Source organism: Pseudomonas retamae, assembly GCF_043496865.1.
Classification (GTDB): domain Bacteria; phylum Pseudomonadota; class Gammaproteobacteria; order Pseudomonadales; family Pseudomonadaceae; genus Aquipseudomonas; species Aquipseudomonas retamae.
Genome location: NZ_JBIEIL010000003.1, coordinates 379,727 through 400,080, shown reverse-complemented (window position 1 = coordinate 400,080; position 20,354 = coordinate 379,727). Strand labels below are relative to the sequence as shown.

21 protein-coding genes and 1 other RNA gene are annotated in these 20,354 nt (G+C 61.5%); 14 read left to right on the top strand and 8 right to left on the bottom strand.

Annotated elements, in window-relative coordinates; genetic code table 11:
• The first annotated feature begins 180 nt into the window (after positions 1–180).
• Entirely contained in the window at positions 181–849 is a 669-nt protein-coding gene (locus ACGSLL_RS06985) for a gamma-glutamylcyclotransferase (RefSeq protein ID WP_093097226.1), read from the top strand.
• Here ACGSLL_RS06985 and glpT read toward each other — a convergent pair.
• On the bottom strand, positions 825–2,174 hold the full coding sequence (gene glpT / locus ACGSLL_RS06980; protein WP_024014747.1) for a glycerol-3-phosphate transporter: 1,350 nt from the start codon (positions 2,172–2,174) through the stop codon (positions 825–827). The two genes, ACGSLL_RS06985 and glpT, sit on opposite strands and share 25 nt — an antisense overlap.
• Before the next feature lie 320 nt (positions 2,175–2,494).
• On the opposite strand from glpT, the gene ACGSLL_RS06975 reads away from it, so the two are divergent.
• A complete protein-coding gene (locus ACGSLL_RS06975) occupies positions 2,495–3,100 on the top strand; it encodes an energy transducer TonB (RefSeq protein WP_394504378.1) in 606 nt (201 codons plus the stop codon).
• Positions 3,101–3,157: 57 nt separating this feature from the next.
• On the opposite strand, the gene ACGSLL_RS06970 is transcribed toward ACGSLL_RS06975, so the two are convergent.
• Entirely contained in the window at positions 3,158–4,135 is a 978-nt protein-coding gene (locus ACGSLL_RS06970; RefSeq protein WP_394504376.1) for an NADPH:quinone oxidoreductase family protein, read from the bottom strand.
• 150 nt (positions 4,136–4,285) lie between these two features.
• Between ACGSLL_RS06970 and ACGSLL_RS06965 the strand changes: the two genes are divergently transcribed.
• Complete coding sequence (locus ACGSLL_RS06965) at positions 4,286–4,693, top strand: flagellar basal body-associated protein FliL (protein WP_056791694.1); 408 nt, start codon at positions 4,286–4,288, stop codon at positions 4,691–4,693.
• Positions 4,694–4,833: 140 nt separating this feature from the next.
• Here ACGSLL_RS06965 and ACGSLL_RS06960 read toward each other — a convergent pair whose 3' ends face one another.
• Positions 4,834–5,286, bottom strand: coding sequence for an EVE domain-containing protein (locus ACGSLL_RS06960; protein WP_394504373.1), 453 nt, complete (start codon positions 5,284–5,286; stop codon positions 4,834–4,836).
• Positions 5,287–5,483: 197 nt separating this feature from the next.
• Here ACGSLL_RS06960 and ACGSLL_RS06955 point away from each other — a divergent pair, with 197 nt between their 5' ends.
• Positions 5,484–5,639, top strand: a complete 156-nt coding sequence (locus ACGSLL_RS06955; RefSeq protein ID WP_090287349.1) for a hypothetical protein — start codon at positions 5,484–5,486, stop codon at positions 5,637–5,639.
• Positions 5,640–5,678: 39 nt separating this feature from the next.
• Here the strand turns inward: ACGSLL_RS06955 and ACGSLL_RS06950 are convergent, their stop codons facing one another.
• From ACGSLL_RS06950 to ACGSLL_RS06935, 4 genes are all read right to left on the bottom strand, one after another.
• The gene (locus ACGSLL_RS06950) at positions 5,679–6,281 is read right to left on the bottom strand and encodes a 5-formyltetrahydrofolate cyclo-ligase (protein ID WP_394504370.1); all 603 of its coding nucleotides are present in this window, start codon (positions 6,279–6,281) and stop codon (positions 5,679–5,681) included.
• A gap of 79 nt (positions 6,282–6,360) precedes the next feature.
• A non-coding RNA gene (gene ssrS / locus ACGSLL_RS06945) (6S RNA) lies at positions 6,361–6,539 on the bottom strand.
• A gap of 30 nt (positions 6,540–6,569) precedes the next feature.
• The gene (locus ACGSLL_RS06940) at positions 6,570–6,887 is read right to left on the bottom strand and encodes a cell division protein ZapA (protein WP_016772632.1); all 318 of its coding nucleotides are present in this window, start codon (positions 6,885–6,887) and stop codon (positions 6,570–6,572) included.
• Positions 6,884–7,093, bottom strand: coding sequence for a TIGR02449 family protein (locus ACGSLL_RS06935; protein ID WP_007911197.1), 210 nt, complete (start codon positions 7,091–7,093; stop codon positions 6,884–6,886). The genes ACGSLL_RS06940 and ACGSLL_RS06935 overlap by 4 nt, the downstream gene beginning before the upstream one ends.
• 130 nt (positions 7,094–7,223) lie before the next feature.
• On the opposite strand from ACGSLL_RS06935, the gene ACGSLL_RS06930 reads away from it, so the two are divergent.
• From ACGSLL_RS06930 to gcvP, 10 genes are all read left to right on the top strand, one after another.
• The gene (locus ACGSLL_RS06930) at positions 7,224–7,784 is read left to right on the top strand and encodes a YecA/YgfB family protein (RefSeq protein ID WP_394504367.1); all 561 of its coding nucleotides are present in this window, start codon (positions 7,224–7,226) and stop codon (positions 7,782–7,784) included.
• 27 nt (positions 7,785–7,811) lie between these two features.
• The gene (gene pepP, locus ACGSLL_RS06925; protein ID WP_336356432.1) at positions 7,812–9,146 is read left to right on the top strand and encodes a Xaa-Pro aminopeptidase; all 1,335 of its coding nucleotides are present in this window, start codon (positions 7,812–7,814) and stop codon (positions 9,144–9,146) included.
• Entirely contained in the window at positions 9,143–10,330 is a 1,188-nt protein-coding gene (gene ubiH, locus ACGSLL_RS06920) for a 2-octaprenyl-6-methoxyphenyl hydroxylase (protein ID WP_394504364.1), read from the top strand. The genes pepP and ubiH overlap by 4 nt, the downstream gene beginning before the upstream one ends.
• Positions 10,323–10,808 carry a DUF4442 domain-containing protein gene (locus ACGSLL_RS06915; RefSeq protein WP_394504362.1) on the top strand — a complete coding sequence of 162 codons (486 nt, stop codon included), beginning with the start codon at positions 10,323–10,325 and terminating at the stop codon, positions 10,806–10,808. The genes ubiH and ACGSLL_RS06915 overlap by 8 nt, the downstream gene beginning before the upstream one ends.
• A gap of 9 nt (positions 10,809–10,817) precedes the next feature.
• Positions 10,818–12,035 (top strand): 2-octaprenyl-3-methyl-6-methoxy-1,4-benzoquinol hydroxylase, encoded by a 1,218-nt coding sequence (locus tag ACGSLL_RS06910; RefSeq protein WP_394505001.1) that lies wholly within the window; start codon positions 10,818–10,820, stop codon positions 12,033–12,035.
• Between the two features lie 220 nt (positions 12,036–12,255).
• A complete protein-coding gene (locus ACGSLL_RS06905; RefSeq protein ID WP_258451221.1) occupies positions 12,256–13,260 on the top strand; it encodes an extracellular solute-binding protein in 1,005 nt (334 codons plus the stop codon).
• A gap of 164 nt (positions 13,261–13,424) precedes the next feature.
• A complete protein-coding gene (locus ACGSLL_RS06900) occupies positions 13,425–15,041 on the top strand; it encodes an ABC transporter permease (RefSeq protein WP_394504359.1) in 1,617 nt (538 codons plus the stop codon).
• A gap of 155 nt (positions 15,042–15,196) precedes the next feature.
• Positions 15,197–16,279 carry a glycine cleavage system aminomethyltransferase GcvT gene (gene gcvT, locus ACGSLL_RS06895; RefSeq protein WP_394504357.1) on the top strand — a complete coding sequence of 361 codons (1,083 nt, stop codon included), beginning with the start codon at positions 15,197–15,199 and terminating at the stop codon, positions 16,277–16,279.
• Positions 16,280–16,327: 48 nt separating this feature from the next.
• On the top strand, positions 16,328–16,711 hold the full coding sequence (gene gcvH / locus ACGSLL_RS06890; RefSeq protein WP_024014734.1) for a glycine cleavage system protein GcvH: 384 nt from the start codon (positions 16,328–16,330) through the stop codon (positions 16,709–16,711).
• 249 nt (positions 16,712–16,960) lie between these two features.
• On the top strand, positions 16,961–19,834 hold the full coding sequence (gene gcvP / locus ACGSLL_RS06885; protein ID WP_394504354.1) for an aminomethyl-transferring glycine dehydrogenase: 2,874 nt from the start codon (positions 16,961–16,963) through the stop codon (positions 19,832–19,834).
• Positions 19,835–20,022: 188 nt separating this feature from the next.
• Here gcvP and ACGSLL_RS06880 read toward each other — a convergent pair whose 3' ends face one another.
• Positions 20,023–20,343 (bottom strand): DUF2388 domain-containing protein, encoded by a 321-nt coding sequence (locus ACGSLL_RS06880; protein WP_258451532.1) that lies wholly within the window; start codon positions 20,341–20,343, stop codon positions 20,023–20,025.
• Positions 20,344–20,354: the final 11 nt, after the last annotated feature.

Below are 20,354 nucleotides of genomic sequence, written 5' to 3'. Positions count from 1 at the left end.
ATATAGCCGATCGGTATTTATGTATTGGCGTAAATATCGGTAGGTTATATATCCATCAAGCAATTAAATAATCTTTGTGCCATGGCACTTAATTTGCCTGAAAACATATGTGCCTTATTGTTACAGCGGTGCGTTCTATTAAGTAATTCTTCACCCGCGGGGAGCTGAACGCTATTCGCCATGAGCGCCATTGAAAACGCTTTTCTGAACCTGGCTTACCCTCCGCGGCTCGAACTCGGGCCGCAGCTGACCCACGAGCAATTGCTCGCCTCCATGCAATCGACCATGGCGCGCCACAAGGGCGGGCCGGTGTGGCTATTCGCTTACGGTTCGTTGATCTGGCGCCCGGAATGCACGGCGGTCGAGAGGATGCGCGGTCGCGTGCACGGTTATCACCGTGGCCTCTATTTGTGGTCGCATGAACATCGCGGCACGCCGGAGATGCCCGGGCTGGTGTTCGGTCTGGATCGGGGCGGTTCATGCAGCGGCTTCGCCTATCGGCTGCCCGAAGACAATCTCGATACCGCGCTGTACGCCTTGTGGAAGCGCGAGATGCCGGTGCCATCGTATCGGCCGCACTGGCTCAACTGCCGGCTCGAAGATGGCACTCAGGTGCAGGCGTTGGGCTTCGTGCTGGAGCGGCACCTGCCCAGCTATGCCGGCAACCTGCCGGACCATGTGCTGAGCCAGGTATTCGCCAGCGCCAGCGGGCGTTACGGCACCACTCGTGATTATGTCGAGCAGACCGCACACGCCCTGCGCAGCCACGCCATGCCAGACCGTAATCTGGAGGCGCGGCTCAAGCGCTGTCAGTCAACCTGCGATCAGGCGACCGCTTCGCGGCTCTGACTGGCGACTTGCTTGTGCCATAGCGTCGGGGCCAGGAAGGCCATTGCCAACAGGCAAGCGCCGACAAGCAACACGAAGCCGCCGTCCCAGCCGAAGTGGTCGACGGTGTAACCCATCGCTGCACTGGCCGCCACCGAACCGCCCAGATAACCGAACAGCCCGGTGAAGCCCGCGGCAGTCCCGGCGGCTTTCTTCGGTGCCAGTTCCAGCGCCTGCAGACCGATCAGCATCACCGGGCCGTAGATCAGGAAGCCGATCGACAGCAGGGCGATCATGTCGACCATCGGGTTGCCGGCCGGATTCAGCCAGTAAACCAGCGTCGCGACCGTCACCAGGGCCATGAACACCATGCCGGTCAGGCCACGGTTGCCACGGAAGATCTTGTCCGACATCCAGCCGCACAGCAGCGTGCCCGGAATGCCTGCCCACTCGTAGAAGAAATACGCCCACGAGGTCTTATCCACGGTGAAACCCTTGGCTTCCTTCAGGTACGTCGGCGCCCAGTCCAGCACGCCGTAGCGCAGCAGGTAGACGAAGACGTTGGCGAGGGCGATGTACCAGAGCATTTTGTTGCGCAGCACGTATTTGACGAAGATTTCCTTGGCGCTGAATTCGTCTTCGTGGCTGGCATCGTAGCCTTCCGGGTAGTCGTTCTTGTACTGCTCGATCGGTGGCAGGCCGACCGATTGCGGGGTGTCGCGCATGGTGATGAAGGCAAACACCGCCACGCCCAGCGCCACCGCCGCCGGCACGTAGAACGCCGCGTGCCAGTCGTTGAACAGGCCCATGCCGATCAGGAACAGCGGGCCGATCAGGCCGCCACCGACGTTATGCGCCACGTTCCACACCGAGACCACGCCGCCACGTTCCTTCTGCGACCACCAGTGCACCATGGTCCGCCCGCTCGGCGGCCAGCCCATGCCCTGCGCCCAGCCATTGATGAACAACAGGATGAACATCATGGTCACGCTCGACGTTGCCCATGGCGCGAAACCGAAAATGAACATCACCCCGGCCGACACCAACAGGCCGAACGGCAGGAAGAAGCGCGGGTTGGAACGGTCGGACACCAGCCCCATGAGGAACTTCGACAGACCGTAGGCGATGGCGATCGCCGACATCGCCAGGCCCAGATCGCCGCGGCTGTAGCCCTCGTCGATCAGGTAGGGCATGGCCAGCGAGAAATTCTTGCGCAGCAGGTAGTAACCGGCATAACCGATGAAGATACCGGCGAAGATCTGCCAGCGCAGGCGTCGGTAGGTGCTGTCTATTTTTTCTTCAGGCAAAGGAGCCTGATGTGCGGCGGGACGAAAGAAAGCAAACATTCAAGAGCTCCAGTTTTCTTGTTTTGACTGCGGATGCGAATGTTACAGTTTCGTTACCGAAAATAGCACCGCTTCACGTCGGCAAAAAAGCGGAAATTGGGGCCGTCGGGCGTTCCTTTATGAACATGTCGCTCAGACGTAAGAGAAGGGCGCTGTGGGAATAGTTACCGCGGACGGTTTCTGCGGTTTTTCGGAACAAGTTAGGCCATGTCTTTCGGAAATGTCCTGCGCGTGAACAGGACGTCAGCAACTGCTCAAGCCGGCGACGACGCCCTAACCTGATTGCTTTTCCAGGCTCGAACCGAGCGCAAGGGAGCGATATGAACTGGATAGGCATGCTGTTGTTGGTGTTAGCCACTACGAGTCAGGCAGGGGAAGTGTTTCTGATCCCCGAGTCCAATTCCGGTCCCGAGTATCCGCGAGTATTGCAGCGGGGCGGGATTACCGGAGACGTGAGGGTCTCATTCACCGTGAATGCCGATGGTTCGGTGAACAAAGTCAGTGTCCTGCAAAGTGATCATCCGGCGCTGGCTGAGTCCGCCCTGGCGGCGGTCAAGGGCTGGCGATTCAAACCGTGGACGGTGGAGGGCGATAAACCGGCCGAGCAGGAGGTTCATGCACCGTTGGCGTTTCGCATGCAGGCGCCACCCGGCATCAATCAATGGATCAAGGCGCTGCCGTGTCGAGAGGTGAATGCCTACCTGGCGAATGTGGCGGAATATTCCTGGATCGATTCCCTGCCGTTCCATTACACACGTGGCTACCTGTCGAATACTTTCTTCCAGCATCAGTTATCGAACGAGCAACGTTTGTCTCTTATCGCCAAGCTCAACCGGAGGGTATCTGACATCGTTGTACGGTGTCGGGAGCGGCCGGTGAGCAAGTTCATGACTTTTCTACCTGAGGACATTCGCCAGCTTTTATGAGCCGCGGCCTCAAGCGCCAGAGCGATCCGGGCGAGTGCCCCGGATCGCTTTCTGGGCTCAGCGCACCTGCACCACGACCTTACCGACCGCCTTGCGCTGCCCCAGATCATTGATCGCCTGCGCTGCATTGCTCAGCGGATAAACCTGTGACACCAGCGGCTTCAACTTGCCCTCGGCGAACCAGCCGAACAGTTGCGCAAAGTTGGCCGCGTTGTCCTGCGGCTGGCGCTGCGCGAACGAGCCCCAGAACACGCCGAGCACGGCCGCGCCTTTGAGCAGGGCGAGGTTGACCGGCAGCTCCGGTATGCGCCCGCTGGCGAAGCCGACCACCAGCAGCCTGCCGTTCCAGGCGATGGCGCGGATGGCTTGATCGAACAGGTCGCCGCCGACCGGGTCGTAGATCACGTCGGCGCCCTGGCCGTCGGTGAGGCGTTTGATTTCATCCTTCAGATTGGCTTCGCTGTAATTGATCATCTCATCGGCGCCAGCGGCTTTGGCTACTTCGAGCTTTTCGGCGCTGCTGGCCGCCGCGATGACCCGCGCACCCATGGCCTTGCCGATTTCCACTGCCGCCAGACCGACACCGCCGGAGGCGCCGAGCACCAGTAAGGTTTCACCCGGCTGCAGGTTGGCGCGTTGCTTGAGCGCGTGCATCGAGGTGCCATAAGTCATGCTGAACGCGGCGGCCGTATTGAAATCCATTGACGGCGGAATCGGCAGTACGTTGTAGCCGGGCACCGCGACCTGCTCGGCAAAACTGCCCCAGCCGGTCAGCGCCATGACCCGGTCGCCGACCTTGAGGTGGCTGACCTTTTCCCCGATTTCGCGAACCACGCCCGCCGCTTCACCACCCGGCGAGAACGGGAAGGGCGGCTTGAACTGGTACTTGCCCTCGATGATCAGCGTGTCCGGGAAGTTGACCCCGGCGGCGTGCACGTCCAGCAGGATTTCATTCTTCTTGGCGACAGGACTGGCGACGTCTTCCAGCACCAGCGATTCGGCAGGGCCGAAGGCTTTGCACAGCACGGCTTTCATCAGGGCTATTCCTTTGGGAGTGATGGCCGATAAGTGTAGGTGTGTGAATCAACGGGTCAACGAGCATGCCCGGCCCTGATAGTCAGGCATAAGCTTGTGCTTGTGCGGCGGGTCGTTATGCTAGGCCGCAAACCGGATAAGGAGCGAATTGTGAAAGCGTGGATCATGTTGTTGCTGGCCCTGTCTCTGCCTGTGGCAGCGCTGGCCGAAGAAGCCAAAGAAGGCGAGGCGCCGAAGGTCAATTACATCACCCTGAGCCCGCCGTTCGTCGGCAATTACGGCCTCGACGGCACGGCCAAGCTCAAGGTCTACAAGGCCGATGTCGCCTTGCGCGTAACCGGTGAAGAAGCGACCAAACTGGTCAAGGCCAACGAGCCGCTGATCCGCAATCAACTGGTGGCGCTGTTCACGCAGCAGAGCACCGAAGCGATGGGCAGTATCGAAGGCAAGGAAAAACTGCGTCAGGAAGCGCTGAAGCAGACGCAGCAAGTGATGAATGACGAGACCGGCAAGCCGGTGGTTGAGGATCTGTTGTTCAACAACCTGATCATTCAGTAAGGCTTCTGCTGTCCGGGCTCGCCCCATCGCTGGCAAGCCAGCTCTCACAGGTTTTGCGGTGGTCACAAATTATGTGCCTACTAAAAACCCCTGTGGGAGCTGGCTTGCCAGCGATTGCATTTTGGCAGGCGCCAAATGAATCAGGGCTTGAGCGCAATCACCGCCGCCCACTGCTGCGCTGTCACCGGCATCACCGACAACCGCGAGCCCTTCTGCACCAGTGGCATCTCGGCCAGCGCGGTTTGCTGCTTCAGATAATCCAGTTTCAGCACTCGCGCAAACGTCTCGACGTGCTCGACATCAATCGCGCTCCAGGCGTTTTTCTCCGCCGTAGCCTTGGCATCGAAGTAATGACTTTCCGGCTCCAGTGCGGTGGGGTCCGGGTACGCCGCTTCGATGATCCTGCCGATGCCGGCAATCCCCGGCTCCGGGCAACTGGAATGGTAAAAAAAGAATTCATCGCCTACCGCCATCGCCCGCAGGAAATTGCGCGCCTGATAATTGCGAACCCCGTCCCAGCGCGCCTTGCCGAGCTGCTCCAGGCCTTTGATCGAGAGCTCGTCGGGCTCGGATTTCATCAGCCAATAGGCCATGTTGGGTGCTCCTGAAACGGTCGTTGGGCAGGTTGTCAGGCAATTTTATGACAAACCGACAGTCGGTTGACGTCAGCGTTTGCGCACAGGTTCACGTTGCCGCAAAATGCCGGCCTTTAAAGCTTGACGCTGCTGCACGGCCTACACACGGAAACCGCTGCTGTCATCGTGATGATGTGCCTTGAGGGGGGCAATCGATGAAACGCAAACCGGATTTACTATGGACTTTGGTAATTTTGTTCGGCCTGGGCGTCGTGACCACCGGTTACGCGCAGAGCCTGTGGGCGAACAAGGCTGATGCACCGATTGAAATTGCGCAACAAGTGCAACAGTCGACGGCCTTCAAGCGCTGAAACTGTCTTCTTCGACGCCGCTGTTCTGGCGGCGTCCTGTCACGCGAAATACCACGCCTTGTCGGTGACCGTGCCCTGTAACGGTACATCCCAGCTCGCCTGCGCCAAACGTTCGACCTTCTGACATTCATGGGCCAGGCCCAGCAGCGTCGGCTTGCGCCAGTTCTGGCGTCGGGCCAGATAGGCGAGGCTGCGATCGTAGAAACCGCCGCCCATGCCCAGCCGACCTCCGACATCGTCGAACCCCACCAGCGGCAACAGCACCAGGTCCAGTGCCCAGACCTTGCGCTGCAGAGCCAGATTGGCCCGCGGTTCGAGAATGCGAAAGCGATTGGGTGTGAGCTTTTCGCCGGGACGCACGCGCTGGAAAACCATCTTGGTCCGCGGCCAGGCGCTGAGCACCGGCAGATAGGTCGCCTTGCCCCGGCGCTGGGCTTCGCGCAGCAGAAGCCGCGGATCAATTTCGCCGTCGGTGGGCAAATAAAGAGAGATATGTTTTGCCCGGCGAAAGTGCGGGTCTTGCGCCAGTTGCCGGAACAGGCCTTTGGCAGCCTGATGTTGCTCGGCTTTGCTCAGCGAGCGGCGCGCCTTGCGCAGCAGGCGGCGGAGTTGCGGGCGGGGCAGCAGCGCGGGTTCGGTCATGGTTCGGCTTCGGCAGGGTGGACGAAAACGTACGCATAAAAAATCCGATGTCGGCATAAACCGACATCGGATTCGAATCAGGCTCCCCGGATGTACCGCTGTCAACTCAGCCCTTGAACCCGAAAGTTCAAGGTGGAAGAAGCAGTAGACTTTAAGGCTTTCCGTCTAGCGGACATGCACACCAGCCCAACGTGCAACTTCCAGGGTAGTGCGAATCGGCTCCGGGACATCGTCAACTGGCAAGCACCCCAGGGAGTGCCGCGAGTATACCTCAAGCTGCCAGGCGAATCAGCCCTTGGCGGTGTTCTGATCGTCGGCCAGGACCAGATCGACACGATCGAGCAAGTCGCGCACCTGTTCGCGGGTCGAACCGCTGGCCTGGATGTCCGGGCGCTCTTCTTTGTGCAACAGGTCATGGGTGATGTTCAGCGCGGCCATCACGGCAATGCGATCGGCGCCGATGACTTTGCCGCTGCTGCGGATCTCGCGCATCTTGCCGTCGAGATAGCGCGCGGCACTGACCAGATTGCTGCGTTCTTCCGGCGGGCAGATGATCGAATACTCTTTGTCGAGGATCTGCACGGTGACGCTATTGCTTGAACTCATGAGTCTTGCTCCAGGGCCTTGAGGCGCGAAATCATCGATTCGACCTTACGCCGGGCGATTTCGTTTTTTTCAATGAGGTGAGCGCGTTCCTCGCGCCAGGTCTTTTCCTGAGCTAGTAAGAGTGCGTTTTGACTCTTTAGTTGCTCGACTCGGCCAATCAGCAGTTCGAGTCTGGCCATCAGCGCTTGCAGGTCGGTGTCTTCCATTGTGTCCACTGGGTTGGAGTCTGTCTGATGGGATAGCTGGCGGACAGCCTTTAATAGTCTTGGCGAGTCTGTCGATGTAGGATACAAGGCCTTCATTCTAGACATAGCGCCGTCTGGCGCCTAGCTGCCCATGACCATTGCGAATTCCCCGTACCAAGCCTTTGCCACTCTGCTGACTGCCAGCGGCCACAACGTCTCGCCTGCCGAACTGCACGGCCTGCTGCTCGGGCGCAGTTGCGCCGGCGCCGGCTTCGACCACGAAGGCTGGCTGATCGACGCCGCCGAACTGCTCGAAGGCGACATCCAGGACAACGTCCGCAACGCCCTGATCGGCCTGCAGGAGATGGTCAAGGGCGAGCTGACCGGCGACGACGTTACCGTCGTTCTGCTGCTGCCGACCGATGACGCACCGCTGCCGGACCGCGCTGCGGCGCTGGGCCAATGGTGCCAGGGCTTCCTCAGCGGTTTCGGCCTGAACTGCCGCGACAGCAGCATGCTCAGCACCGAAGCCACCGAAGTGCTGCAGGATCTGGCGGCCATCTCCCAGGTGCAGGACGCACTGGAAGAATCCGAGGACGGCGAGTCCGACTACATGGAAGTCATGGAGTACCTGCGCGTCGCGCCGCTGCTGCTGTTCTCGGAAACGAAGAAGGCCGATACGGCGCCTGCCGCCAAGCCGTCGCTGCATTAATCGCGTGCCAGGGAAAGCCATCTGCCCATGACCCATATCCCCAAAGCGGAATACAGCCGGCGCCGCAAGGCGCTGATGGCGCAGATGGAACCCAACAGCATTGCGATCCTGCCCGCCGCGGCGGTGGCCATCCGCAACCGCGACGTCGAGCACGTCTATCGCCAGGACAGCGACTTCCAGTACCTCAGCGGTTTTCCCGAGCCACAAGCCGTCATCGTGCTGATGCCCGGTCGTGAGCACGGCGAATACATCCTGTTCTGTCGTGAGCGCAACGCGGAACGCGAATTGTGGGATGGCCTGCGCGCAGGGCAAGAAGGCGCGATCCGCGAGTACGGCGCCGACGATGCCTTTCCCATCACTGACATCGACGACATCCTGCCGGGCCTGATCGAAGGGCGCGACAGGGTGTATTCGGCGATGGGCAGCAACCCCGAATTCGACCGGCACCTGATGGACTGGATCAACGTGATCCGCTCCAAGGCCCACCTTGGCGCGCAGCCGCCGAACGAATTCGTTGCCCTGGATCATCTGCTGCACGACATGCGCCTGTATAAATCGGCGGCAGAAGTGAAGGTGATGCGCGAAGCCGCGCGAATTTCGGCGCAAGCGCATATCCGCGCGATGCAGGCCAGTCGTCCGGGGCTTTACGAATACAGCCTCGAAGCCGAGCTGGATTACGAGTTCCGCAAGGGCGGGGCGAAGATGCCGGCCTATGGCTCGATCGTCGCCGCCGGGCGCAACAGCTGCATCCTGCATTACCAGCAGAATGACGCGCTGCTCAAGGATGGCGATCTGGTGTTGATCGACGCCGGTTGCGAGATCGACTGCTACGCCAGCGATATCACCCGCACCTGGCCGGTCAATGGCCGGTTTTCGCCAGAGCAGAAGGCGATCTACGAATTGGTGCTGGCTTCGCAGGAGGCAGCCTTCGCTGAAATCGCCCCGAACAAGCACTGGAATCAGGCGCATGAAGCGACCGTGCGAGTGATCACCACGGGGTTGGTGAAACTCGGTTTGCTGCAGGGCAACGTAGACGAGTTGATCGCCAGCGAAGCCTACAAGGCTTTTTACATGCACCGCGCCGGCCACTGGCTGGGCATGGATGTGCATGACGTCGGCGAATACAAGGTCGGCGGCGAATGGCGGGTGCTGGAGGTTGGCATGGCGTTGACCGTGGAACCGGGCATCTACATCGCCCCGGACAATCAGAACGTCGCGAAGAAATGGCGCGGCATTGGCGTGCGCATCGAGGACGACGTGGTGGTGACCCGAACCGGTTGTGAAATCCTCACCGGCGGCGTGCCAAAGACTGTCGCTGAAATCGAAGCGCTGATGGCACAGGCAAGGACACACGCGGCATGAGTCGAGTCAATCTGGCAATCATCGGTGGCGGCCTGGTCGGCGCCAGTCTGGCGTTGGCCCTGCAGGCCGGGGCCAAGGCCCGTGGCTGGAAAATCGTCCTGATCGAACCGTTTGCCCCCGGCAACAGCTGGCAGCCAAGCTACGACGCACGTTCATCGGCGCTGTCCTTCGGCTCGCGGCAGATTTATCAACGGCTGGGCGTATGGCAGGAAATTTCCCGCCGCGCCGAGCCGATCAAGCAGATTCACGTTTCTGATCGCGGGCGCTTCTCCACCGCACGTTTGTCGGCGATGGAAGAGGGTGTGCCGGCGCTCGGCTATGTGGTGGAGAATGCCTGGCTCGGCCAGTGCCTGTGGCAGCACCTCGATAAAGACGTGATCACCTGGCGCTGCCCGGCAGAAGTTTCGCGCATGGAGCCGCTGCCCGACGGCTATCGCCTGACGCTCAACGATGAAACAACCCTTGAATGCGATCTGGCGGTGCTCGCCGATGGCGGTCGCTCCGGGCTGCGCGAGCAGTTGGGCATCAACGTGCGCACGCGTTCGTACAACCAGAGCGCGCTGATCGCCAACATCACCCCGAGTGAAGCGCACAACGGCATGGCGTTCGAGCGCTTCACCGACGAAGGGCCGATGGCCTTGCTGCCGTTGCCGGACAACCGTTGCGCGTTGGTCTGGACCCGTCTGGGCATGGACGCGCAGCGTCTGGCCGAGTTGAGCGAACGGGATTTTCTCAGCGAATTGCAGGGTGTGTTCGGTTACCGCCTCGGCACGCTGAAGCAGGTCGGTGCGCGGCATCTGTATCCACTTTCGCTGGTTGAAGCCGAGGAGCAGGTGCGTTCGCATCTGGCCGTGCTTGGCAACGCCGCGCACAGCCTGCATCCGATCGCTGGCCAGGGTTTCAACCTGTCGTTGCGTGACGCCGATGCCCTGGCCGCCGCGTTGCTGGCCAGCGATAAAGCGCTGGGCGACTTCGCCACGTTGCAGGCCTATCGCGAACGCCAGCGGCTGGATCAGGACCTCACCGTAGGTTTTTCCGATCAGGTCACACGCCTGTTCGGCAGCACCCAGCCGCTGGTCTCGCTGGGGCGCAATATCGGCCTGCTCGGCCTTGAACTGCTGCCACCGGCCAAGCGCTGGTTCGCTCGTCAGGCCATGGGCCTGGGAACGCGTCCGGATGCTTAAGTGGTTGATCGCCAGGTTCGGCAAGGCGCGGCTGATGCGCTGGGCGATGACGTTCTACCCGCCTTATCTGGGCGCCGGGGTGCGGGTTCGGCAGATCAGCGATGACTTTCGCGACATTCAGGTGTCGATGGGTTTGGGCTGGTACAACCGCAACTACGTCGGCACGCAGTTCGGCGGCAGTCTGTATTCGATGGTCGATCCGTTCTTCATGCTGATGCTCATGGAAAACCTCGGCTCTCGCTACATAGTCTGGGACAAGGCCGCTGACATCGATTTCATCGCGCCGGGCAAAGGCCCGGTGTTCGCCCGGTTCACCATCGACGAGACGTTGCTCGCCGAGATCCGCCGGCAGACCGCCGATGGCGAAAAATACCTGCCGCAGTTGCAGGTCGATATTCATGACGGCGCCGGCCATCTGGTGGCGCGGGTCGGTAAAACCCTTTTCGTGCGGCTCAAGCCGCAAGCGAGACAGGCTTAAAGCATGGAAATGCGCGCAGATCTGCTGATTGTCGGAGCCGGAATGGTCGGCAGCGCCCTCGCGCTGGCGCTGCAGGACAGCGGCCTGGAAGTGCTGCTGCTCGACGGCAGCCCGTTGAGCGTCAAACCGTTCGCGGCCGAGGCGCCGTTCGAGCCGCGGGTGAGTGCGCTGTCGGCGGCCAGTCAACGTATTCTCGAACGCCTTGGCGTCTGGGACGGCATCGTCGAACGGCGCACCAGCCCGTACACCGACATGCATGTGTGGGACGGCAGCGGCACCGGGCAGATTCATTTTTCGGCGAGCAGCGTGCATGCCGATGTGCTCGGCCACATCGTCGAAAACCGCGTGGTGCAGGATGCCTTGCTCGAGCGCTTGCACGACTGCGATCTGGGCCTGCTGGCCAATGCGCGACTGGAGCAGATGCGTCGCTCCGGCGATGACTGGCTGCTGACCCTGGCGGATGGGCGCAAGTTGCGCGCGCCGCTGGTGATCGCCGCGGACGGCGCCAACTCGGCGGTACGCCGCCTCACTGGCGTAGCGACCCGCGAATGGGATTACCTGCATCACGCCATCGTCACCAGCGTGCGCAGCAGCCAACCGCATCAGTTGACCGCGTGGCAGCGCTTCACCGATCACGGGCCGCTGGCGTTTTTGCCGCTGGAGCGTGACGGCCAGCAGGACTGGTGCTCGATCGTCTGGTCGACCACGCCGAGCGAAGCCGAGCGCTTGATGGCGCTGGATGAAGTTGCATTCTGTGCTGAGCTGGAGCGGGCTTTCGAAGGGCGCCTCGGTCAAGTCATCAGCGCCGATCCGCGCGTCTGCGTGCCATTGCGTCAGCGTCACGCGAAACGCTACGTGGCCGAAGGCCTGGCGCTGATTGGCGACGCTGCGCATACCATTCATCCATTAGCGGGGCAGGGCGTGAATCTGGGTTTCCTCGATGCGGCGGTGCTGGCGGAGGTGTTGCTGCAAGCCCACGAGCGCGGCGAACGCCTGGCGGATATCAAAGTGCTGAGCCGCTACGAGCGTCGGCGCATGCCGCACAATCTCGCGCTCATGGCGGCGATGGAAGGCTTTGAGCGGTTGTTCCAGGCGGATCCGCTGCCGCTGCGCTGGTTGCGTAATACCGGGTTGAAGCTGGTCGAGCGGATGCCGGAGGCGAAGGCGCTGTTTGTGCGCGAGGCGTTGGGTTTGACGGGTGACCTTCCAGTCCTGGCCAAGCCCTGATTTCTCATCGGGGCTGATACCGCCTTCGCGAGCAGGCTCGCTCCCACATTGGAATGCGTTGCCCCTGTGGGAGCGAGCCTGCTCGCGAAGGCGTCAATCCAGTCACCGCAACATTCAACCTGTGCAACATCTGGTAACGCCTTCCCCCAGTGTTCGATTGTGATGGTAAATGTGAGTCCTTATCATTTGGCCCACATTTCCGGACCGAGAGACCACTCCCATGTTGGCACCCAAGCGTCTTCTGACCGCACTGGCCCTGACCCTGATCGGCAGCACCACCGCCCAGGCCGCCGATGAGGTGGTGGTTTACTCGTCGCGCATCGATGAGCTGATCAAACCGGTGTTCGATGCCTACACCGCCAAGACCGGGGTGAAGATCAAGTTCATCACCGACAAGGAAGCGCCGCTGATGCAGCGCATCAAGGCCGAAGGCGAGAACGCCACTGCCGACCTGCTGCTCACCGTCGACGCCGGCAATCTCTGGCAGGCGGAGCAGATGGGCATCCTGCAGCCGTTCACTTCGAAAACCATCGACGCCAATATCCCGTTGCAATATCGCTCGTCCACGCATGCCTGGACCGGTCTGAGCCTGCGCGCGCGGACCATCGCCTATTCCACCGAGCGGGTGAAACCGGGCGAACTGACCACCTACGAAGCCTTGGCCGACAAGAACTGGGAAGGCCGCTTGTGCCTGCGCACGGCGAAGAAGGTCTACAACCAGTCGCTGACCGCCACCATGATCGAAGTCCACGGTGCCGAGAAAACCGAGAAAATCCTCAAGGGCTGGGTCAACAACCTGTCCACCGATGTGTTCTCCGATGACGTTGCCGTACTCGAAGCGATCAGCGCCGGGCAATGCGATGTTGGTATCGTCAATACCTACTACTACGGACGCCTGCACAAGCAGAAGCCGGAGTTGCCGGTGAAGTTGTTCTGGCCGAATCAGGCCGATCGTGGCGTGCACGTCAATCTGTCGGGCATCGGCCTGACCAAGCATGCACCACACCCGGAAGCGGCCAAGGCCTTGGTTGAATGGATGACCACGCCTGAAGCGCAGAAGATTTTTGCTGACGTGAACCAGGAGTTCCCGGCCAACCCGGCGGTGGCGCCTTCCGAGGAAGTGGCAGCGTGGGGCAAGTTTGTTGCCGATACCCTTCCGGTGGAAGTGGCGGGCAAGCGTCAGGCTGAGGCGATCCGGATGATGGATCGGGCGGGGTGGAACTGACCCGGCGTTTATACTGCGCCATGCGACATTGATCGTTCCCACGCTCCGCGTGGGAATGCAGCCCTCGACGCTCTGCGTCGTGCCGCTGAAAGCGTGACGCAGAGCGTCACAGGATGTGTGCCCACGCAGAGCGTGGGCACAATCATTTAAACGAGATTGTCTTCTTGGCCCACCCCGCCCAACGCCGCTGGTACCCCATCGTCTTTACTATCGCCGCGCTGGTGCTGTTGCCCCTGAGCGTTCTGCTGCTCTCGTGGCAGACCATCGATCAGCAGATCTGGGCGCACCTGTGGCAAACCCAGATGCCGCGCCTGCTCGGCAACACGCTGACGCTGGTGCTGGGCGTCGGTTTCGGCGTAACGCTGCTCGGCGTCAGCCTCGCCTGGCTCACCAGCCTGTGTGAATTCCCCGGTCGGCGCTGGCTCGACTGGGCGCTGATGCTGCCTTTCGCCATCCCCGCCTATGTGCTGGCGTTCGTGTTCGTCGGCCTGCTCGATTTCGCCGGCCCGGTGCAGAGCGTTTTGCGTGAGTGGTTCGGTAGCGGCCTGCGTCTGCCCAGGGTGCGCTCCACCGGCGGGGTGATCATCGTGCTGGTGCTGGTCTTCTATCCCTATGTTTACCTGTTGGCGCGCACCGCGTTCCTGGCTCAAGGCAGAGGTCTGATGGAAGCCGCGCGTGTGCTTGGCCAGTCGCCATGGCAGGCATTCTGGCGCGTCGCACTGCCGATGGCGCGACCTGCGATCGGCGCGGGGGTGGCGCTGGCGTTGATGGAAACCCTGGCGGATTTTGGTGCGGTGTCGGTGTTCAACTTCGACACCTTTACCACGGCCATCTACAAGACCTGGTATGGCTTCTTCAGCCTGTCGAGCGCGGCGCAACTGGCCAGCCTGTTGCTGTTGGTGGTGATACTGGTGCTTTACGGCGAGCGTCGCGCCCGTGGGGCGAATCGGGCGGGCAACGAACGGCCGCGGGTCAAGGCGCTGTATCACTTGCGCGGGCTCAAGGCCTTCGCGGCGATGAGCTGGTGCGGTCTGGTGTTCGCCTGCGCCTTCGTGATTCCGCTGCTGCAACTGGTGGCGTGGTTCTGGCAGCGCGGGCGCTTCGATCTCGACGAGCGTTACGCCGGGCTGATTTTGCATACGTTGTACCTGGGCGGCATGGCCGCGTTGATCACGGTGAGCGTCGCCTTGCTGCTGGCGTTCGCCCGACGGCTGGCGCCGACGCCGGCGATCAATGCCGGCGTCGGTCTGGCCAACCTTGGCTACACCTTGCCGGGTTCGGTGCTGGCAGTGTCGATCATGCTCGCCTTCAGTTATCTGGATCGCGAACTGGTGATTCCGCTTTCGGGCTGGTTGGGCGGTGCGGGCAAGCCCCTGCTGCTCGGCAGTCTGGCGGCATTGCTGATGGCCTATCTGGTGCGTTTTGTGGCCGTAGCTTACGGGCCGCTGGAAAGCAGTCTGGCGCGTATACGGCCGTCTTTGCCCGAAGCGGCACGTAGCCTGGGTGTCAGTGGGCCGCGACTGTTTTTCAAAGTGTATCTGCCGTTGTTGCTGCCCGGCACGCTGAGCGCGGCGCTGCTGGTGTTTGTCGATGTGCTCAAGGAAATGCCCGCAACCCTGCTGATGCGCCCGTTTGGCTGGGACACGCTGGCGGTGCGCATCTTTGAAATGACCAGCGAAGGCGAGTGGGCGCGGGCGTCGTTGCCGGCGCTGACGCTGGTTCTGGTCGGCTTGTTGCCGGTCATCGGTCTGATCCGTCGTTCCGCGCACCGAAACACTTAGTAGTGAGTCCTACATCATGCGGCTACAATGCGCGGCATTCGGAGCGGTCCGTCTGACAGACCCGTACGCTGGAATCGGCTGAAAACCCTGTTCATCAAGGCTTTCGTCCGCTTGGCGGCGGTCCGCACCTTCGCCACGCCCGGAAGGAGAAACCCATGGGACAGCGTACGCCTCTGTATGACCTGCACCTCGCCCTTGGCGCGAAGATGGTCGATTTTGGCGGTTGGGACATGCCACTGCATTACGGCTCGCAGGTCGAGGAGCACCACGAGGTGCGCCGCGATTGCGGGGTGTTCGATGTTTCCCACATGACCGTGATCGATGTCAGCGGCACCCAGGCCAAAGCCTGGCTTCAGCATTTGCTGGCCAACGATGTCGACCGCCTGCACCGTCCCGGCCGGGCGTTGTACAGCACCATGCTCAATGAGCGCGGCGGCATCGTCGACGACATGATCGTCTACCGTCTCGACGACGCGTACCGGCTGGTGTTCAACGCCTCCACCCGCGATCAGGATCTGGCGTGGATGAATGCCCAGCTCGGCGGTTACGACGTGCAACTGCACGAACGCAGCGAGCTGGCGATGCTCGCCATTCAAGGCCCGCAGGCCCGGCACAAGATTGCCGAACTGGTGACTCAGTCCCGTGCGACCCTGATCCAGCAGCTCAAACCCTTCGAAGGCTACTGTGACGGCGACTGGTTTATCGCTCGCACCGGTTACACCGGCGAGGATGGCCTGGAAATCTGCCTGCCGGCCGATCAGGCGCCGGGTTTCTTCAACGATCTGGTCGGCGCCGGGATATCCCCGATCGGCCTTGGCGCCCGCGACACCTTGCGGGTCGAGGCCGGAATGAACCTCTACGGGCAAGACATCCATCAGGACGTTTCGCCGCTGGCCTCGAACATGGCCTGGAGCATCGCCTGGGAACCGGCCTCGCGTCAGTTCATCGGTCGTGCGGCGCTGGAAGCCGAAAAATCCGCCGGTGTCGCGCACAAACTGGTCGGCCTGGTGCTGGAAGAACGCGGTGTTTTGCGCGCTCATCAGGTGGTGCGTATCGCTGATGTTGGCGAAGGGGAGATCACCAGTGGTAGTTTCTCTCCTACGCTGAGCAAATCGATTGCCCTGGCGCGTGTACCGATGGCGACTGCCGACCGCGCCGAAGTGGAAATCCGTGGCAAGTGGTACCCGGTGCGAGTGGTCAGACCGACCTTCGTGCGTCATGGCAAGACTTTGATCTAACCTTTTCCGGCGGGCCTGACCGCTGACCAATTCCTGAGGACACTGAAGATGAGCGATATCCCTGCCGAACTGCGTTTTGCCGAAAGTCACGAATGGGCGCGTCTGGAAGCCGACGGCACCGTCACCGTGGGCATCAGCGATCACGCGCAGGAAGCGCTGGGTGATGTGGTATTCGTTGAATTGACCGAAGTGGGCAAGGTGTTTGCCGCGGGCGATCAGTCCGGCGTGGTTGAGTCGGTGAAAGCCGCTTCCGACATCTACGCCCCGGTCAGCGGTGAAGTCATCGCGATCAACGAAGAGCTGGGCGGTTCGCCCGAGTTGCTCAACTCCGACCCGTACGGCGCGTGGATCTTCAAGCTCAAGCCAAGCGACAAGGCCGAACTGGACAAGCTGCTGGATGCGGCGGCATACAAGGCTGCCATCGGCGAGTAAGTCGTGAGCAATACCCAAAGCCCCGATTCGTCGGGGTTTTTTGTGCCCGACGAACCATCACTTGCGAAAAAACCTTGTGGGAGCGAGCCTGCTCGCGAAAGCGGTTTAGCAGTCACATTTGAATAGACTGACATGACGCCTTCGCGAGCAGGCTCGCTCCCACAGGGACTGTGTGAGCTTGAAAAATCGCCTGCTATGCTGGTTTGACCGTGTTGCATTGACGCCCAGCACCCGCCAGGAGAGCCCGTCATGTCCCAGTTGCCGTCCCTGCGCCAGTTACGCGATCCCGATGCCTTTGCCCGCCGTCACCTTGGTCCGGATGCCGCCGAGCAACAGGCGATGCTCGACAGCCTCGGCCTCGGCAGTCGGGTCGAATTGATCGAGCAGACCGTGCCGCCGGCGATTCGCTTCAACCGTGCGCTGGACTTGCCGGCGGCCCTCGACGAACCGGCGGCGCTGGCGAAACTGCGCGGCTATGCCGAGCAGAATCAGCTCTGGACCAGCCTGATCGGCATGGGCTATCACGGCACCCTCACGCCAGCCGTCATCCTTCGCAACGTGCTGGAAAATCCCGGCTGGTACACCGCGTACACGCCGTACCAGCCGGAGATCGCTCAGGGCCGGCTCGAAGCGCTGTTGAATTTCCAGCAACTGACCATTGACCTCACCGGCCTCGAACTGGCCAACGCTTCGCTACTCGATGAAGCCACGGCGGCGGCTGAGGCCATGGCGCTGGCCAAACGCGTGGCGAAGTCGAAGAGCAATGTGTTTTTCGTCGATGAAAACTGCCATCCGCAAACCCTTTCCGTGGTGCAGACCCGCGCTGAAGGGTTCGGCTTCGAGCTGATCGTCGACGCTGTGGATAACCTGAAACAACACGATGTGTTCGGCGCGCTGCTGCAATACCCCGATACCCATGGCGAGATTCGCGATCTGCGACCGCTGATCGACCACTTGCATGCGCAGCAGGCGCTGGCTTGCGTCGCCACCGATCTGTTGAGCCTGTTGCTGCTGACGCCACCGGGCGAACTGGGCGCGGACGTGGTGTTCGGTTCGTCGCAGCGATTTGGCGTGCCAATGGGTTATGGCGGCCCGCACGCGGCGTTTTTTGCCAGCCGCGAAGAATACAAGCGGGCGATCCCGGGGCGGATCATCGGCGTCTCGAAAGATGCTCGGGGCAACGTGGCGCTGCGCATGGCCCTGCAAACCCGCGAGCAACATATCCGCCGCGAAAAAGCCAATTCGAACATCTGCACCGCGCAGGTGTTGCTGGCCAATATCGCCAGTTTCTATGCGGTGTATCACGGCCCGGAAGGTCTGCGGCGAATCGCCCAGCGTGTGCATCGGCTGACCTGCCTTCTCGCCACGGGGCTTGAGCGCCACGGGATCAAGCGCATCAATGCGCAGTTCTTCGACACGCTGACGCTCGACGTCGGCGGGGCACAGACCGCGATCATCGACAGTGCCAAGGCGGCGCAGATCAATCTGCGCATTCTGGGTCGTGGCCACCTCGGTCTGAGCCTCGACGAAACCTGCGACGAAAGCACTGTGGCGCGGCTCTTCGATGTGCTGCTCGGCGCCGATCACGGGCTGGACGTCGACGCGCTGGATGCCGAAGCAATCGCCTCGGGAATTCCTCAAAACCTGCAACGCACCGCGCCGTACCTGCGTCATCCGGTGTTCAACGCTCATCACAGCGAAACCGAGATGCTGCGCTATCTCAAGCAACTGGAGAACAAGGATCTGGCGCTCAACCAGTCGATGATCCCGCTGGGCTCCTGCACGATGAAACTCAACGCTACCAGCGAGATGATCCCGATCACCTGGCCGCAGTTCGCCAACCTGCACCCGTTCGTACCGCGCGAGCAGGCGGTGGGTTACACATTGATGATCGAAGAGCTGGAGCGCTGGCTGTGCGCGATCACCGGCTTCGATGCGATCTGCATGCAGCCCAATTCCGGCGCGCAGGGCGAATACGCCGGGTTGCTGGCGATCCGCAAATACCACGAGAGTCGCCAGCAGGGCGCGCGCGACATCTGCCTGATTCCGGCATCAGCCCATGGCACCAATCCGGCGTCGGCGCAGATGGCCGGCATGCGCGTGGTCATCGTCGAATGCGACGAGGCCGGCAATGTCGACCTCGATGATCTAAAAGCCAAAGCCGCTGAAGCGGGGAACAAGCTGTCGTGTCTGATGGCGACCTATCCGTCGACCCACGGGGTGTACGAAGAGGGCATCAGCGAGATCTGCGAGGTGATTCATCAGCATGGCGGTCAGGTGTACATGGACGGCGCTAACCTCAATGCGCAGGTCGGCCTGGCGCGGCCGGCGGACATCGGCGCTGATGTTTCGCACATGAATCTGCACAAGACCTTCTGCATCCCCCATGGTGGTGGCGGGCCGGGCATGGGGCCGATTGGTATTCGTGCGCACCTGGCGCCGTTCGTGGCCAACCATCCGGTGGTGCCGATCGACGGGCCGCTGGCGCAGAACGGCGCAGTCAGCGCCGCGCCGTGGGGCAGTGCGAGCATTCTGCCGATCAGTTGGATGTACATCGCCATGATGGGCCCGCAACTGGCCGATGCCAGTGAAGTGGCGATCCTGGCGGCGAATTATCTGGCCCAGCATTTATCCGGCGCGTTTCCGGTGCTGTACACCGGGCGTAACGGGCGGGTGGCGCATGAGTGCATTCTTGATCTGCGTCCGCTGAAAGCGCAGACCGGCATCAGCGAAGAAGACGTGGCCAAGCGCCTGATGGATTACGGTTTCCACGCGCCGACCATGTCCTTTCCGGTGCCGGGCACGCTGATGGTCGAACCGACCGAAAGCGAATCCAAGGCTGAACTGGATCGCTTTATCGGCGCCATGCTGAGCATTCGCGCCGAGATCAACGAGGTGCAGAACGGTAACTGGCCGGCGGAAGACAACCCGCTCAAGCGCGCGCCGCATACCTTGGCCGATGTCACCGGCGTCTGGGAGCGGCCCTATAGCATCGAACGGGCCGTCACCCCGGATGCGCACACCAAGGCGCACAAGTATTGGCCGGCGGTGAATCGGGTGGATAACGTTTACGGCGATCGCAATCTGTTCTGCGCTTGTGTCCCGGTGGACGATTACCGCTGATTCCCCGGCAAGCACACCTTCCCCTGTGGGAGCGAGCCTGCTCGCGAAAGCGGTGATTCAGTCACCGAAAGTGTTGAGTGAAAGATTGCTTTCGCGAGCAGGCTCGCTCCCACAGGGATATGGGGTGGGACTGAAATCCGGGCAAAAAAAATGCCGCTCATCGAGCGGCATTTTCATACGCGAAAGGCTTATTCGGCAGCCACGGCATTCTTCGCCAGGATCGCGTTCGCCAATTCCATGTCCGACGCTTGCAGGCCCGGATTGTCGGCGCGGACTTTCTGCATCGCCGCTTCCAGGTACGGGCCACGAATGCCGCCGTCGCTGGCGACGAAGCTGCCGGCGTCGTCCTGAGCGGCAACGATCAGCTTGTGATCCTTGAAGGTCAGATAGGTGGAGCCGGTGGTGGCACCGGACGAGATGACGTTACGCCAAAAGCTGTCCGCCATGGCCGAACCGACGGGAAGGGACAACAGGGCCATGGTGGCGACAGCAAGTTTGAGACGCATGATGAGGTGACTCC

Coding starts and splice junctions, on each gene's coding strand:
- pepP (WP_336356432.1), top strand. CDS start 7,812: ATGACCCATATCCCCAAAGCGGAATACAGCCGGCGCCGCAAGGCGCTG.
- glpT (WP_024014747.1), bottom strand. CDS start 2,174: ATGTTTGCTTTCTTTCGTCCCGCCGCACATCAGGCTCCTTTGCCTGAA.
- ubiH (WP_394504364.1), top strand. CDS start 9,143: ATGAGTCGAGTCAATCTGGCAATCATCGGTGGCGGCCTGGTCGGCGCC.
- ACGSLL_RS06940 (WP_016772632.1), bottom strand. CDS start 6,887: ATGAGTTCAAGCAATAGCGTCACCGTGCAGATCCTCGACAAAGAGTAT.
- ACGSLL_RS06970 (WP_394504376.1), bottom strand. CDS start 4,135: ATGAAAGCCGTGCTGTGCAAAGCCTTCGGCCCTGCCGAATCGCTGGTG.
- gcvP (WP_394504354.1), top strand. CDS start 16,961: ATGTCCCAGTTGCCGTCCCTGCGCCAGTTACGCGATCCCGATGCCTTT.
- ACGSLL_RS06955 (WP_090287349.1), top strand. CDS start 5,484: ATGAAACGCAAACCGGATTTACTATGGACTTTGGTAATTTTGTTCGGC.
- ACGSLL_RS06935 (WP_007911197.1), bottom strand. CDS start 7,093: ATGGAAGACACCGACCTGCAAGCGCTGATGGCCAGACTCGAACTGCTG.
- ACGSLL_RS06950 (WP_394504370.1), bottom strand. CDS start 6,281: ATGACCGAACCCGCGCTGCTGCCCCGCCCGCAACTCCGCCGCCTGCTG.
- gcvH (WP_024014734.1), top strand. CDS start 16,328: ATGAGCGATATCCCTGCCGAACTGCGTTTTGCCGAAAGTCACGAATGG.
- ACGSLL_RS06985 (WP_093097226.1), top strand. CDS start 181: ATGAGCGCCATTGAAAACGCTTTTCTGAACCTGGCTTACCCTCCGCGG.
- ACGSLL_RS06905 (WP_258451221.1), top strand. CDS start 12,256: ATGTTGGCACCCAAGCGTCTTCTGACCGCACTGGCCCTGACCCTGATC.
- ACGSLL_RS06960 (WP_394504373.1), bottom strand. CDS start 5,286: ATGGCCTATTGGCTGATGAAATCCGAGCCCGACGAGCTCTCGATCAAA.
- ACGSLL_RS06915 (WP_394504362.1), top strand. CDS start 10,323: ATGCTTAAGTGGTTGATCGCCAGGTTCGGCAAGGCGCGGCTGATGCGC.
- ACGSLL_RS06930 (WP_394504367.1), top strand. CDS start 7,224: ATGACCATTGCGAATTCCCCGTACCAAGCCTTTGCCACTCTGCTGACT.
- gcvT (WP_394504357.1), top strand. CDS start 15,197: ATGGGACAGCGTACGCCTCTGTATGACCTGCACCTCGCCCTTGGCGCG.
- ACGSLL_RS06910 (WP_394505001.1), top strand. CDS start 10,818: ATGCGCGCAGATCTGCTGATTGTCGGAGCCGGAATGGTCGGCAGCGCC.
- ACGSLL_RS06975 (WP_394504378.1), top strand. CDS start 2,495: ATGAACTGGATAGGCATGCTGTTGTTGGTGTTAGCCACTACGAGTCAG.